Origin of the sequence: Streptomyces sp. NPDC058464, from assembly GCF_042721035.1 — a bacterium.
Lineage (GTDB): Bacteria > Actinomycetota > Actinomycetes > Streptomycetales > Streptomycetaceae > Streptomyces.
Window position 1 is genome coordinate 45,705 of sequence record NZ_JBHXMA010000050.1, and the last position, 15,188, is coordinate 60,892.

Below are 15,188 nucleotides of genomic sequence, written 5' to 3' on the forward strand. Positions count from 1 at the left end.
GGCAAACGGCGTTCAGCGGCTCTCGGTGACGGGCAGATGGCCGGAAGGTTGCGGAACGGTGGCCAGCGGGGAGTGGGCGAGCCCTGCGGCCGCCGAGGGCACGGGGTGCCGCTGCTCCAGCGGGACGACCTCCGGCAGCCCGGCCGGCTCGCCGAGCACCACGTGCCGGACGACCCGCTCGGCGGCGCGTCCGTCGTCGTACCGGCAGAACCGCTCGCGGAACGCGGCGCGCAGCTGCGCGGAGCGGGAGCCGCGCCAGTGGCCGGTCGCGAAGATGTCGATCAGCTCGTCCTCGGTGCGGGCGACCGCGCCGGGCGGGCTGGAGCGCAGGTCGAAGTAGGTGCCGCGGGCCGCGCTGTAGGCGTCCCAGTCCTCGGTGTGCACGACGATCGGCCGGTCCAGGTTGGCGTAGTCGAACATGATCGACGAGTAGTCGGTGACCAGCGCGTCCGCGGCCAGGCAGAGGGACTCCACACGGGGGTGGCCGCTGACGTCGATCACCCGGTCCCCGGACGCGAGCGGACCGCCGTGCCAGTAGTGGGCGCGGGCCAGGATCACGAAGCGCGGGCCGAGGCGGCGCACGATCCGGTCCAGGTCGAGGGCGGGGCGCTGGGTGCGCCGGTAGTCGCGGTGGGTGGGCGCGTACAGCAGGGCGACCGTGCCCTCGGGGATGCCGAGCGACGCGCGGATCCGGGTGACGTCGGCCGAGGTGGCCTGCTGGAAGACGTCGTTGCGCGGGTAGCCGTATTCGAGGGTCCGGTAGCCGCCGGGGTAGACACGCTCCCAGGTCAGGGTGGTGTGCCGGTTCGCGGACAGGACGTAGTCCCACTTGTCGACACCCCGCAGGAGCTCCTCGAAGTCCATGTCGGCGGCGGCCGCCGGGTGCTCCTGGAGGTCCAGGCCCATGTGCTTGAGCGGGGTGCCGTGCTGGGTCTGCACGAACACCTGGCCGGGGCGCTTCTTCAGCCGCCGGTCGAAGTTGACGTTGTTGACCAGGTACTTGGAGCGGGCCAGCGCCGTCCAGTAGCCGAAGGTGCCCGGCCGCAGCCGGCGCGGACCCGGCGGGACCGTGTGGTGGTGCTCCGGGCGGGCGATCCAGGAGGTGCGGATGTGCGGGGCGTGGGTGCGGAACGCCTCCTCCAGCGCACCCGGATTGCAGCCGTGGCCGCGGTTCCAGTAGGCGGCGAAGACCGCGCGGTCGGCGCGCAGCGGGAGCCGCAGCTGGATGCGGTAGTGCAGCTGGAGCAGGGCCGAGCGCAGACCGCGGACGGACTTGACGCCGGCCTTGAGGGCGCGGCGGCGGGCGGACATCGCCAGCTGGAGGGCGCGATAGGTGCGGTGCAGGCCGTAGTGGACGAGACCGTGCCGGAGCCGGGTACGGAACGGGATCTTCGAGCCCCCCGCGTGATAACGCCGGTAGTGGGCGCGGGCCGTGCGCAGGAACTCGGCGCGGCTGCCCTTCGGGAGCCGGTCCTTCCTGGTGAACACCGTCGAGAAGTGGTCGACCATCCGGCGGAACAACACCGGCCGCCAGCGCGCCAGTTCGGGCCGCTCCTCGATGAACGCGAAGACCCGGTCGTACTGGTCGAAGACGTCGAAGTGCCGGCGGCTCCGGGTGCCGAGGATGCTGCCCTGCCGCCGCTGCCGGTAGTGCACACAGACCCGGTCGAGGGTCGCGATCGACCCGGCGGTCATCAGGGCCGGGTAGGTCCAGGGCGTGTCCTCGTAGTAGCCGGGCGGGAAGGCGAGGCCGTTCTCCTCGACGAACTCCCGCCGGTACGCCTTGTTCCAGGCCACCATCAGCACCCGCAGCAGACCCGGCCGGTCCTCAAGGCGGAACGGCGCGGGACCCTCTTCGGTCAGGTGCAGCGCGACCTTGTTGCGTTCCGCCCGGCCCGTCCAGAACGTCCGCGCGTAGTCGTACACGAGCACGTCCGGATCGCCGGTCTCCTTGATCCGGTCGGCGATCGCCCGCAGCGCGTCCGGCGTCAGCGTGTCGTCGCTGTCCAGGAAGAGCAGGTAGTCGCCGCGCGCCTGCGCCATCCCCGCGTTGCGGGCGCCGCCCAGGCCCTGGTTCTCCGGCAGGTGCACGGCCTTCACGCGCGCGTCCCTCGCCGCGTACTCGTCGATGATCGTGCCGCAGGCGTCCGGGGAGCAGTCGTCGACGGCGATCAGTTCCAGATCGGGGTACGACTGCGAGAGCACCGAGTCCAGGCACTCGGACAGATACGCCTGGACCTGGTACGCGGGGACAATGACACTGAACCTGGGCAAGGGGCATCCATGGGTCGGTCGGCGCGGGCGTTCTGCCCGGGAACGGCCAATGGAGTGATTCGGTTACGGTTCGCTACGTCATGTGGGTTACGTTCCGTGAGCGGGGAGGAGCGAGCCGAAGGCCGACTCGCCCCTTTCGAGAGCCCCTTGTACGGTCTTGTGCGGTTATTTGACCGCGCCCGCCATCACCCCCGACACGAACTGCCGCTGGAACGCGAAGAACACGGCCAGCGGGATCACCATCGAGATGAACGCGCCGGGCGCGAGGACGTCGACGTTGTTGCCGAACTGGCGTACCTGGGTCTGGAGTGCGACCGTGATCGGCTGGGTGCTCGACTTGGTGAACACCAGCGCGACCAGCATGTCGTTCCACACCCACAGGAACTGGAAGATGCCCAGGCTCGCGATCGCCGGCCCGCCGAGCGGCATCACCACCCGGGTGAACACGCGCAGTTCACCGGCGCCGTCGAGACGGGCCGCCTCCAGCAGCTCCCGCGGGATCTCCGCGAAGAAGTTCCGCAGCAGGAACACCGCGAACGGCAGCCCGAAGCCGACGTGGAAGAGGACCACCCCGAAGACCGTCCCGAACAGGCCGATCTTCCCGAAGAGTTCGGCGATCGGGATCAGCGCCACCTGGACCGGGACGACCAGCAGACTGACCACGATCAGGAACCACCAGTCCCGGCCCCGGAACTCCAGCCACGCGAACGCGTAACCCGCCAGCGCCCCGACGATGACGACCAGGACCGTCGCCGGGACGGTGATCAGGACCGTGTTCCAGAGGGAGTTGGTGATGTCACTGTTCTCCAGGAGCTTCTGGTAACTGTCGAACGTCAGCTGGGACGGCTTGGCGAACACGTGCCACCAGCCGTTCGCGCTCATGTCCTCCGGGGAACGGAGGGAGGACGCCAGCAGACCGATCGTCGGCACCAGCCAGAACAGGGCGACGACGATCAGGAAGACCCGCACCAGACCGCCGTTGATCTTCTCCAGCAGCCAGCTCATCGCCGCTCCTCCCGCCGCAGCCGCCTGACGTTACTGCGCCATCCCGGGGGGTAACCCCCGGACCCCCAGCCGAAAAACAGGCGGTGCACGCTCATCGCCGCTCCTCCCGCCGCAGCCGCCTGACGTTGAACCACATCACCGGGATCACGAGGAGCAGCAGGAACACCGCGATGGCGCTGGCGATGCCCGGCTGGCCCTCCGAGAAGCCCTTGCGGTACAGCTCCAGGGCGAGCACGTTCGCGTCGTCCTGCGAGGAGCCCGGCGCGATGATGTACACGAGGTCGAAGACCTTCAGCACGTTGATCATCAGGGTGACGGTGACCACCGCGAGGACCGGCGCCAGGAGCGGCACGGTGACCTTGCGGAACACCTGCCACTCGGTGGCCCCGTCGACCCGCGCCGCCTCCAGCAGCTCCCGGGGCACACCTGCCAGTCCGGCCGCGATCAGCACCATCGCGAAGCCCGCCCACATCCAGACGTACGACCCGATGATGGCCGGCGTGACGAGGGACGGGCCGAGCCAGTCGACGCCGTTGTAGGGCTGCTTGAAGTTGCTCGCGGGGAGCCGGAGCCGGGCACCGTCGGCGGCGGCGGGCAGGGTGAAGGTGCCGTCGGCCGCGGCCTTCGTGGACGCCACCACCTTGCCGTCCTTCACCGCCTCGACACGCATCCCGTCGTAGCCGACCTCGGACGGGTCGGGGGCGCCCAGCGTGCCGACGCCCTTGCCGCGGGTGAAGTCCTGCCAGGTGGTGCCGGTGATCCTCCCCGGGTCGGGCTTCGCCGCCACGGCCTTCTTCGCGCCGTCGGGCATCTGGTCGGGGGCCACACCGAGGAGGGGGAGGGTGACGGCCTGGCCGGTGTGGACCGTCGCCTTCGTGACGAAGCCGCCCTGATCCGCCGTCAGGGGCGACTCGCGGCCCAGGTGGGCGTTGGGGAACGCCGAGGACTGGGCGAAGGTGTCGTGGATGCCGACCCAGACCGCGTTGGCGACCCCCTTGTCCGGGTCCTGGTCGTAGACGAGACGGAAGATGATCCCGGCGGCCAGCATCGAGATCGCCATCGGCATGAAGACGACCAGCTTGAACGCCGTGCCCCAACGCACCCGTTCGGTCAGCACCGCGAAGACCAGACCGAGGGCGGTGGAGACCGTCGGCGCGAACACCAGCCAGATGACGTTGTTCTTCAGGGCGGTGCGGATGCCGTCGTCCGTGAAGATCGCCTTGTAGTTGTCGACGCCGGCGAAACCGTCGCCGTCCGCGTTGTAGAAGCTGCGGATCAGCGAGTACCCGATCGGGTAGACCACGAGCGCGCCGAGCAGCACCAGGGCGGGGAGGAGGAAGAGAGCCGCCACGGTCTTCCGGGTGCCGGTCACGCTCCTGCGGTGGCCAGGAGGCGGAGCGGGGGCCGTGGTCGCGGGTGCGGCCATCGCCGGGTCAGCTTCCGCTGCCGTAGGCGGCCGCCGCGTCCTTCTCCAGTTTCGCCTGGGCGCCCGCGACGTCCTTCGGGTTCTTCAGGAAGTCCTGGAGGTCCTTCCACTCGCCCTTGCCCGGGGTGCCGCCGAAGGCCTGTGGGGCCTGGTCGGACATGTCGAAGCGGAAGTCGTCGCCGGACGCGATCAGGGACTTGGCGATCGTGCGCTGCACCTCGTTCGGGTACGCCGAGTTCGGCACGCTCTTGTTCGGCGAGAGATAGCCGCCGAGCTTCGCCTGGATCGTCGCGGCGTCCGGCGAGGCCAGGAACTTCGCCAGCGCCTGGGCGCCCTCGGAGTCCTTGAAGATGACGGCCGCGTCACCGCCGGAGACCACGGGCGCGGTCGAACCGACGGCCGGGAACGGGAACACCTTGGCGTCCGTGCCCACCTTCGCCTTGGTCTCACCGATGTTGACCTGCACGAAGTCGCCCTCGTAGACCATCGCCGACTTCGGCTGGTCGCCGCCCGTGAAGGTCTGGGTGACCGAGGTGGTGAACTCCGTCTGCAGCGCGCCGTCCTGGCCGCCCGCCAGGTAGTTCGCGTTGCCCCAGATCTCGGCGAGCGTGGTCAGCGCCTGCTTCACCGACGGATCAGTCCACTTGATCTTGTGCTGGGCCAGCTGGTCGTACTTCTCCGGGCCCGCCTGGGAGAGGTACACGTTCTCGAACCAGTCGGTCAGCGGCCAGCCGTCCGCGCCGGCCACCGAGAACGGGGTGACGCCCGAGTCGTACACCGCCTGAGACGTCGTCAGCAGGTCCTTCCAGGTCTTCGGCTCACTGGCCCCCGCGTTCTCGAAGACCTTCGCGTTGTACCAGACCAGCGACTTGTTGGCGGCCTTGTAGTAGACGCCGTACTGCTTGCCGTCGACCTTGCCGATGTCCTGCCAGCCCTGCGAGTAGTTCTTCTGCACCTCCGCGAGCGTGTCCGCGTCGAGCGGCTTCGCCCAGCCCTTCTGCACGGCCTGCTTGATCGCGCCGGGCTGCGGCAGCAGCGCGATGTCCGGCGGCTGGCCGCCCGCGATCTTCGACCCCAGGAAGTTGATGATCGGGTCCTGGGCGGGCACGAAGGTGACCTTCGCGCCGGTGCGCTTCTCGAACTCCGCGAGCACCTGCTTGAAGTTCTTCTGCTCCTGACCTGTCCAGACGGCGGCCACTTCCAGGGTGGTGCCGTCGAGCTTCGGCAGGGTGAGGGTGCTGGTCGCGGTGGCGCCGGTGCTGGTGTCGCCGCCGCCGGACTTCTTGTCGCTGCTTCCGCACGCGGTGAGCGCGAGGGATCCCGCGAGCAGAGCGGCGAGTGTGGTGAGGGTCCTGTGTGTCCGGATGGTGTTGCTCATGACGCGCATCACTTCCCCGTTCGTCGTTCCTCGTTGAACGTCAGAACTCTGTGCCGTGCGCTCCGGTGTACGCGGGGGCCGCGTATGCGGCAAGTGGGCCGACAGGTCAGCGCGGGGGATCGTGACTGCGTTGTGATCGGTGACCGGCGGGAGCCCTCGCTCAGAGAAGTGAAGGAACCTCAGCCGCCGAGACCTCCTTCGCCGCCCGCTCCACCGCGCTGGCCAGCAGGGCCAGGTCCGTCGGGCCGTTGCCCAGTTCGCGGACCGGGCGGCGGGCCGGGGGGTCGCCCATGCGGTGCCAGTCGAGGGGGACCACCGTGGGGCGCTGCGTCGCCGTGCGCGGGATGCGGCCGGTGACGCGGCCCGTCTGGAACGCCGTGGTCCGGCCGTCCGGGGTGGTCAGACGGCCACGGCCCGGTGCCGGTTCGTCGGGGCCGCCGGCCGGGGTGTCCAGGGTGATGCGCAGGGTGGCCTGCCGGGCCGGTTCCGTCTCCGCCGTACGGCCGCCTGCGCCGGCCGCCGCGACCAGGTGCACGCCCAGTCGGTCGCCCTCCTTCGCCACCGCCTCCAGCGCCCGCATCACGGAACCGGCGGCCGGGCGGCCCGGTGAGCCTAGGGCGGGGGAGACCAGAGCGTCCAGGTCGTCGACCACGACCACGAGACGGGGGAGAGGGGGCGGTGTCTCCGTACGCTCGCGGGCCGCGGCGCCGGACGACGGGCGCAGCCGGATCGTCGAACTCGGCGGGGCTTCTATGTCGGCGGCGCCTGCGGCGGCGGAGCGGGTGCGCTGCGGGACGATGCGGCCGGAGATCTCGCGCTGCGCATGCCAGTCGGTGAAGTCGGAACGGCCCAGCAGCTCGGCCCGCCGCTTCAGCTCGGCGCTCAGCGACTGCGCCAACTCCCGCATCCGCACCGGGTCGTTGGCGGTGAGGTGGGTGGTGACATGCGGTATGTCCGTACAGACCCGCAGGCCCTCGCCGTGCCCGGCAGCGCTGCCGACGCCGTCGCGGCCGTCGATCAGGACGATCCCGAGCCGGTCGGGCCGCTCGGCGGCGGCCAGCGAGGCGACCGTCGACCGCAGCAGCTCCGTACGGCCGCTGCCGGGCGGGCCCTCGACCAGCACATGCGGTCCGTCGGCCACCAGGTCGGCGGTGAGCGGACCGCGCGGTCCGGCGCCGAGCACCGCCCGGGCCCGGCCGCCCAGCGACTCGGTGTCGTCGGCCGCGTCCGCCCATCGGGCCATCAGCGAGGCCGGGGTGGCCCTCGCCAGCCCCAACTCGTCCAGCAGCCGCGAGGACTGGGGGAGCGGGGCGGCCACGCGCGCGTGCCGGTCGGCGCCCGGGCCGTCGGGGCGCAGCGGGGCCAGCGCCCTCGCGAACCGCTCGGCCCAGGCGGGGGAGACCGCGTCCACCGCGGCCAGGGTGCCGGGGCCGACCGGGCCGGTGTGACCGGCATGGCCGCCGTGACCGGCGGAGACCCGCATCAGGTGCAGCGCCGTCGCCACGTCCCCGCTGAGCAGGGCGACCGCCCCGCACTCCCGGAACGTCGGCGTCACCGCGCACGCCTCCTCGTAGGTCCGGTCGACCGGGGAGGTGGACGAGGTGGGCGCCGTCTCCGCGAGGCAGATCACGTGCACTCCGGCGCGCGGGCCGGCCACGGTCAGCCGGGCCACCGCCTCGCGCAGCGCGGATCCACCGGGATCGCCGTCCACGACGACGACCGTGTACGGCCCCGGGAAGCCGCCCTTGCCGTCGTCGTCGACGCCGAGGTCGTCGTGGGCCCAGGAGGGGCGGTGGGCGGCTTCGGCGGGCGAGGCGTCCGCTGCCGTACGGGCGGATGCCGGTGCCTGCGGCGGGACCGGTGCCGGGCGGTCGGACGGGGTGGCCGGCCTTCGGGGGGCGGACAGCTCCTCCGTCCGCCGCAGCAGCTCCTCCACGCGGGCCGCCGCCTGTTCACGGTCGTAGGCCAGCAGCAGGCGGCAGTCCTGGCCGTGCCCCGGGCGGACGTGCGGGAGCCAGCCGAGCCAGGACCACTCGGCCGTGCGCTCCTCCAAGGGGCGGGCCCGGTCCGCGCTGATCAGCACGATCTCCAGCAGGTCGGGCGAGTGCAGCGCGGCGAGCTGGGCCAGCACCGCGCGGGCGAGGCCGGCCAGACGGGTGCGCGGGCCGGCCAGGCCGAGGGCGCCGGCCTCGCGCAGATCGGCGGTGACCGGGACGGCGGGGAGCAGACCCGAACCGTCGGGCGCCGAGCGGTCCGCGGTGCCCAGCCGGACGGTGAGCGCCTCCGGGTGGCCGGGTCCGCGCTCCCAGAGACGGGGGCCGGGGCCGAGCACGGTCAGCAGCAGGGCGGCGGGGTCCGGCCAGGTCTCGGGCTGGGCGGGAAGACCGACGGAGGCGGTGCCGCCGTCCTCCGCCGCGGTCTCGTCGTCGACGGCCGACGGGGGCTCACCGCGCCCGCCGGCCAGCCGCCGCGCCCAGGCCCCGAGCCCACCGCCGCGCTTGCGGGCAGCGGGCAGGGCGGGGGCGTCGGTACCGCGGAGGGGGGTGCCTTTGCGCCTGCCGGAGGGGGCGGAGGCGTCGACGGGGGTGTCGGCGGAGGTGTCGGTGAAGGGGTTGTCGTCGGTGGCGGCGGAGGCCGCGGAGGCCGCGGGGCGGGTGGCGCCGGTGCCTGCGGCGCCGGCGGAGGAACTCGGGCCGCCGAGGGCTCCGGAGCGGCCGGCATGGGTGTCGCCCGAGCTGTGCTTGACGGCGGAGCCGTGCGCGGTGCCGGGGCCCTGTGCCGCGCCATGACCGGGTGCGGCCCCTGATCCGTGGGACGGGACGGGGCCCTGCGCGGCGCCCGACCCGGGTGCGGTGCCGGAACCGCCGCGTGGACCCGGCAGCGTGCCGTGCGTGCCGTGCTCGCCGGCCGCCGGGTGTCCGTGGCGGTCGTCGTCGCCCCCGGGCCCGGCGGACAGCGGCTCGATCCCTTGACCGGCGGCCGACGGGAACCCGCCCGCGTACCCGCCGTGCCCGGCCGGCGGTCCGCTCTCCCGTCCGGTCCGCTCGCTCCGCCCGGTCCGCTCGGTCCGTGGTGTTCCGTCCCCGCGGCCGGCCGTCGGCAGCCCGCCCCGGCTCTCGATCCTCGGTGCGTCCCCCTGGGCCGGTACGACCGGTGGCTCCACCGGGCCGTGCCCCTGGCCCCCGGCCGCCCCGCCCGCGGCTCCCCAGCCCGCGGTGCCGTAGGCGTGATGGGTACGGCCCGCCGGAGCGGCCGTACCGCCCCCGGGGCCGGCGGGACCGCCCTCGTCGGCCCCCTCGCTCCCCGTCAGCACCCGCACGCACCCCTCCCCGTCGGGTGCCGTGCCCACCCGGGCGCCCGGGCCCCCGGACGGCGTAAGCCGCAGGGCCGACTCCCCGATGCGCAGGAGCGAGCCCGGGGTGAGGCGGACCGGGTGGTCGGTGACGCGGGTGCCGTCCAGGGCGGTGCCGTTGGTGGAGTGCAGGTCGGCGACCGAGACCCGGCCGTCCGCGGCGACCGTGACCGCGCAGTGCAGCCGGGAGACGTCCGGGTCGTCGAGCGGGACGTCGGCGTCGGCGGAACGGCCGATGGTGATCTGGCCGCCGTGCAGGAGGTGGACCCCGCCCGCGTCCGGGCCGGCGATCACGTGCAGCTGGGTCGGGGCGTCGTCCAGCTCGGGGTGGGGCTCGGGGGCAGCGGGCGCGCCCAGGGACAGCACCGCGCCGTCGACCAGCGGGGGCTCGCCCAGGATGCGGCGGCGGGCGTCCAGCCGCTCCATCCCGGCGTACAGCACGACCGGGGCACCGCTCGGCTCACGGCCGCCCAGGCTGCCGTCCCCGGTGACCGCCGAGGCCAGCCCCGACGCCACCGCGGCCAGGTCCGTGCCCGAGGGCGCCGTCACCAGCACGTCCCGGCTCACGGCCCGGCCCCGCTGCGCGGCAGGGCCCAGCGGGTCTACGACGGTCAGCCGGATCTGCATCGCCGTCAGCGGTCCCTTCTGCGCGGGCGCGGATTTCCCCCCACCATCACTAGCGCGTGGGCGAGTTCTGCTGTCGCACGCATCCTCGCACCTGCCACTGACAACGTGCCCACGCCCCGATGGTAAGTGATCTTGATTGGTCAGCTCTGCCCCCAAAAGTGCCTGACCAATACCTTGCGCGCGATCACTTGAGATCGGTCACGTCCGAGCCCGGCAACCGGCGGACCGAAGCAAGCGTCTTTCCATCGAACGCATACAGGAACGCCAACGTATGGGGATACGTCGGGACGCTTATCGGCCCCCTACGAGGGAGGGGAAGGCACAGCCGGACGACAGCCCGGTCCCAGGCACCACGGCACTACAGTGGGTCGGACACATGGGTCGGAGACATTCAGCAAGCAGCAGGGAGTGCATGACGTGCGGCCGGTAGGCAGCAAGTACCTCCTGGAGGAGCCGCTGGGACGCGGCGCCACGGGTACCGTCTGGCGTGCCCGCCAGCGGGAGACCGCGGGCGCCGAGGCAGCCGTGCCCGGACAGCCCGGCGAGACCGTCGCGATCAAGGTGCTCAAGGAAGAGCTCGCGAACGACTCCGACATCGTGATGCGCTTCCTGCGGGAGCGCTCCGTCCTGCTCCGGCTCACCCACCCGAACATCGTCCGGGTCCGGGACCTCGTCGTGGAGGGCGATCTCCTCGCCCTGGTCATGGACCTCGTCGACGGTCCCGACCTGCACCGCTACCTGCGGGAGAACGGCCCCTTCACACCCGTGGCGGCCGCCCTGCTCACCGCCCAGGTGGCCGACGCGCTCGCCGCCAGCCACGCCGACGGCGTGGTGCACCGCGACCTGAAGCCCGCCAACGTGCTGCTCGCCCAGTACAACGGCCAGATGCACCCGATGCTGACCGACTTCGGCATCGCCCGCCTCGCCGACTCCCCGGGCCTGACCCGCACCCACGAGTTCGTCGGCACGCCCGCGTACATCGCCCCGGAGTCCGCCGAGGGCCGTCCGCAGACCTCGGCCGTCGACATCTACGGCGCCGGCATCCTGCTGTACGAGCTGGTCACCGGCCGTCCGCCGTTCTCCGGCGGCAGCGCCCTGGAAGTCCTCCACCAGCACCTGAGCGCCGAGCCCCGCCGCCCCTCGACCGTCCCCGACCCGCTGTGGACGGTCATAGAGCGCTGCCTGCGCAAGAACCCCGACGAACGCCCCAGCGCGGAGAACCTCGCGCGCGGCCTGCGGGTCGTCGCCGAGGGCGTCGGCGTGCACGCGAACTCCGCGCAGATCGCGGCGGCCGAGGGCGTCGGCGCGCTGCTCGCCCCCGACCCGGCGCCGACCGCCGTACCGGGCGCCGCCGACCAGACCCAGGTGCTGCCGAACACGGGCGCGCCGATGGGGACGTACGACCCGAACGCCGCGACCAGCTTCCTGCCGCACACCGGCGGTCCGGTGCCGTTCGGCGCCGCCGACCCGACCGCCGTGCTGCCGAACACCGGCGCGGCCGACCCGACGGCCGTGCTGCCGCCGATGCCCCAGGGGCAGCCGGGCCAGCCGGGTCAGCCCGGCCAGCAGCAGCCGGAACAGCCGCACCCCTGGCAGACCCAGCTCCGCGCGGCCCGCGACCGCAACGAACAGACCCAGGTCCAGTACCTCGACCCGGGCGAGGACCCGCTGCGCCGCCGCCCGCAGCGGCAGGTGGCCCGGCCGCAGCAGCAGCCGCCGCGCCAGGCCCCGCAGCAGCAGCCGGTACGCCGGCCGCAGCCGCGAGGCCAGGGCGGGCAGGGCGGACAGGACGGGTACGGCCAGCAGCCCGCCGGGTACGGCCAGCAGCCGGGCGGCTACGGACAGCAGCAGCCCGCCGGATACGGCGGCGGCCGGCCGCAGCAGCAGTACGCCCCGCCGCAACAGCCCCAGCAGCCTCAGCAGCGCTACGCGCCCCCCGCCGCCGAGCCGCAGCAGCGGGCCCCGCGCGAGCCGCGGCAGCGCAGCGCCAACCCGATGAAGATCCCCGGGCTCGGCTGCCTCAAGGGCTGCCTGTTCCTGGTCGTCATCCTGTTCGTCGCGGGCTGGCTGATCTGGGACCTGACCCCGGTGCACACCTGGGTGGGACAGGGCAGGGGCTACTGGAGCCAGCTGAAGGACTGGGTGGACTCGGTCAGCAGCTTCGTCGGCGACCTGGGCAGCGGCTCCGGCTCCGGCAACTGACCGCGACTCTGGGGATTTGTCGACACCTGGCGGGTGATTTCCGCCTCCGTGGTGAAGGTTGGCTCGTCGGACGCGTACTTTTGTCGGCAACACGCGTCTGTAGGAGCAGTCTTGGCACGGAAGATCGGCAGCCGGTACACCGCCAACCAGATCCTGGGGCGGGGCAGCGCCGGCACGGTGTGGCTGGGCGAGGGGCCGGAGGGGCCCGTCGCCATCAAGCTGCTGCGCGAGGATCTCGCGTCCGACGAGGAGCTGGTGGGCCGGTTCGTGCAGGAGCGCACGGCACTGCTGGGCCTGGAGCACCCGCACGTGGTGTCCGTCCGTGACCTCGTCGTCGACGGCAACGACCTCGCGCTCGTCATGGACCTGGTCCGCGGCACGGATCTGCGCACCCGGCTGGACCGGGAGCGGCGGCTCGCGCCCGAGGCGGCCGTCGCGATCGTCGCGGACGTCGCGGACGGGCTGGCGGCGGCGCACGCGGCGGGGGTCGTCCACCGGGACGTGAAGCCGGAGAACGTCCTTCTGGACATGCAGGGTCCGCTGGGCCCCGGCGGCTCCCACCCCGCCCTGCTGACGGACTTCGGCGTCGCGAAGCTCATCGACTCCCCGAAGCGGACCCGCGCCACGAAGATCATCGGTACGCCGGACTACCTGGCCCCGGAGATCGTCGAGGGCCTGCCGCCCCGCGCCTCGGTGGACATCTACGCGCTCGCGACGGTGCTGTACGAGCTCCTCGCGGGCTTCACCCCCTTCGGCGGCGGCCACCCGGGCGCGGTCCTGCGCCGCCACGTCACCGAGACCGTGGTCCCCCTCCCCGGCATCCCCGAGGAGCTCTGGCAGCTGCTCGTGCAGTGCCTGGCGAAGGCGCCGGCCTCGCGGCTGCGGGCGTCCGAGCTGGCCGCGCGGCTGCGGGAGCAGCTGCCGATGCTGGCGGGGATGCCGCCGCTGGACGTCGACGAGCCGGAGACGGAGGAGTCGGAGGAGGCCGAGGAGTCGGCGGCCGCAGCCGCTCCGGCCACGGAGGAGCAGCGGGTACGGCGCCGGGGGGCCGTCTCCCTGGTGCCGGGCGCGAAGCCGGACTCCAACCGGGACACGCACACGTCGATGCGGGTGCCGGGCCCCGACGAGCTGGCGGGCGGCGCCCGGGGCACGGCGCGGGTGCCGAGGGCGTCGGGGGCGCCGCGGCCGGGGTCGGCGCGGCATCGCGTGGCGGCTCGGCGACGCAAGGTGACGTTCGCGGTGGCGGGGGTGGTGGTGGCCGCGGTGGTGGGCGTCGGGGCGTGGCTGGCGACGTCCGGCGACGATGCGGCTCCGCCGCAGGAGACCCACAGCACGTCGACGCCGTGACCGCCCCATCGCCCCTCGCCCACCCACCCGACGCGGTACGCCAAAGCCCCACCGCCCCGGGGCTCCGCCCCGGACCTCGGCAGGGGGGTTGGCGTCCGCCCGGCTCGGTAGGCCAAAGCCCCACCGCCACGGGGCTCCGCCCCGGACCCCGGCAAGGGCGTTTGGCATCCACCCGGCTTGGTGGTCGGCAGGCCAGGCGAGGGCATCCCCCGGCTCGGTGGTCGGCAGGCCAGGGGGCGTATGTCCGGCTCGGTAGGGGGCAGGCCGCGGGGTTTGGCGTCCGCCCTGCTCGGTAGCCGGCGCGGCCCCTGCCACAGGGCTTCGCCCCGGACCCCGATGGGGAGGCTTGGCGTCCTCCTTGCTCGGCCCCCCTACGCGGAGCGGAGCGCGTGGGCGATGTCCGTCGGCCATCCTCGCTTGGCGGAGCCGTTACGCTGGAGGCGTGGCAGTCGTCGATGTATCCGAAGAGCTCAAGTCCCTCTCCTCGACCATGGAGTCGATCGAGGCCGTTCTGGACCTCGACAAGCTGAGGGCAGACATCGCCGTGCTCGAGGAGCAGGCGGCCGCGCCGTCCCTGTGGGACAACCCGGACGAGGCGCAGAAGATCACCAGCAAGCTGAGCCACCTGCAGGCCGAGGTCAGGAAGGCCGAGGGGCTGCGCGGGCGGATCGACGATCTCGCCGTGCTCTTCGAGATGGCGGACGAGGAGGACGACCCGGACACCCGCGCCGAGGCCGAGTCCGAGCTCGCCGCCGTCAGGAAGGCGCTGGACGAGATGGAGGTCCGGACGCTGCTCAGCGGGGAGTACGACTCCCGGGAAGCGCTGGTGAACATCCGCGCCGAGGCCGGTGGCGTCGACGCCGCCGACTTCGCCGAGAAGCTGCAGCGCATGTACCTGCGGTGGGCGGAGCAGAAGGGCTACAAGACCGAGCTCATCGAGACGTCGTACGCGGAAGAGGCCGGCATCAAGTCGACCACCTTCGCCGTGCAGGTGCCGTACGCCTACGGGACCCTCTCCGTGGAGCAGGGCACGCACCGGTTGGTGCGGATCTCGCCGTACGACAACCAGGGGCGCCGGCAGACCTCCTTCGCCGGGGTCGAGGTGCTCCCCGTGGTCGAGCAGACCGACCACATCGAGATCGACGAGTCCGAGCTGCGGGTCGACGTGTACCGGTCCTCCGGGCCCGGCGGCCAGGGCGTGAACACCACCGACTCGGCGGTGCGGCTGACCCACCTCCCCACCGGCATCGTCGTCTCCTGCCAGAACGAGCGGTCGCAGATCCAGAACAAGGCCACCGCCATGAACGTGCTGCAGGCCAAGCTCCTGGAGCGGCGCCGGCAGGAGGAGCAGGCCAGGATGGACGCCCTCAAGGGCGACGGCGGCAACTCCTGGGGCAACCAGATGCGGTCGTACGTCCTGCACCCGTACCAGATGGTCAAGGACCTGCGGACCGAGTACGAAGTGGGCAACCCCGAGGCCGTGTTCAACGGCGAGATCGACGGGTTCCTGGAGGCCGGAATTCGCTGGCGCAAGCAGCAGGAGAAGTAACTTTGTCGACTCGCCGACGGTGAGTCCG

At 72.8% G+C, this 15,188-nt stretch carries 8 protein-coding genes; 3 read left to right on the top strand and 5 right to left on the bottom strand.

Translation table 11 applies throughout. The features are described 5' to 3' along the window. Window positions 1-12: 12 nt before the first annotated feature. The 5 genes from ACFWPQ_RS43475 to ACFWPQ_RS43495 form a co-directional block, all read right to left on the bottom strand. Window positions 13-2,274: a CDP-glycerol glycerophosphotransferase family protein gene (locus ACFWPQ_RS43475; protein ID WP_384048161.1), complete on the bottom strand. Its 2,262-nt coding sequence runs from the start codon at window positions 2,272-2,274 to the stop codon at window positions 13-15. 165 nt (window positions 2,275-2,439) lie between these two features. Further along, on the bottom strand, window positions 2,440-3,279 hold the full coding sequence (locus tag ACFWPQ_RS43480) for a carbohydrate ABC transporter permease (RefSeq protein WP_384048164.1): 840 nt from the start codon (window positions 3,277-3,279) through the stop codon (window positions 2,440-2,442). 91 nt (window positions 3,280-3,370) lie between these two features. After that, window positions 3,371-4,705: a carbohydrate ABC transporter permease gene (locus ACFWPQ_RS43485; RefSeq protein WP_384048167.1), complete on the bottom strand. Its 1,335-nt coding sequence runs from the start codon at window positions 4,703-4,705 to the stop codon at window positions 3,371-3,373. Window positions 4,706-4,712: 7 nt separating this feature from the next. Continuing rightward, entirely contained in the window at window positions 4,713-6,092 is a 1,380-nt protein-coding gene (locus tag ACFWPQ_RS43490; RefSeq protein ID WP_384048170.1) for an ABC transporter substrate-binding protein, read from the bottom strand. A gap of 151 nt (window positions 6,093-6,243) precedes the next feature. After that, window positions 6,244-10,062, bottom strand: a complete 3,819-nt coding sequence (locus ACFWPQ_RS43495) for an FHA domain-containing protein (RefSeq protein WP_384048172.1) — start codon at window positions 10,060-10,062, stop codon at window positions 6,244-6,246. A 417-nt stretch (window positions 10,063-10,479) separates the two neighbouring features. On the opposite strand from ACFWPQ_RS43495, the gene ACFWPQ_RS43500 reads away from it, so the two are divergent. The 3 genes from ACFWPQ_RS43500 (at window position 10,480) to prfB (ending at window position 15,160) form a co-directional block, all read left to right on the top strand. After that, window positions 10,480-12,264, top strand: a complete 1,785-nt coding sequence (locus ACFWPQ_RS43500; RefSeq protein ID WP_384048175.1) for a serine/threonine-protein kinase — start codon at window positions 10,480-10,482, stop codon at window positions 12,262-12,264. Between the two features lie 111 nt (window positions 12,265-12,375). After that, on the top strand, window positions 12,376-13,611 hold the full coding sequence (locus tag ACFWPQ_RS43505) for a serine/threonine-protein kinase (protein ID WP_384048178.1): 1,236 nt from the start codon (window positions 12,376-12,378) through the stop codon (window positions 13,609-13,611). 442 nt (window positions 13,612-14,053) lie between these two features. Next, complete coding sequence (gene prfB, locus ACFWPQ_RS43510; protein ID WP_384048181.1) at window positions 14,054-15,160, top strand: peptide chain release factor 2; 1,107 nt, start codon at window positions 14,054-14,056, stop codon at window positions 15,158-15,160. Window positions 15,161-15,188 lie beyond the last annotated feature (28 nt).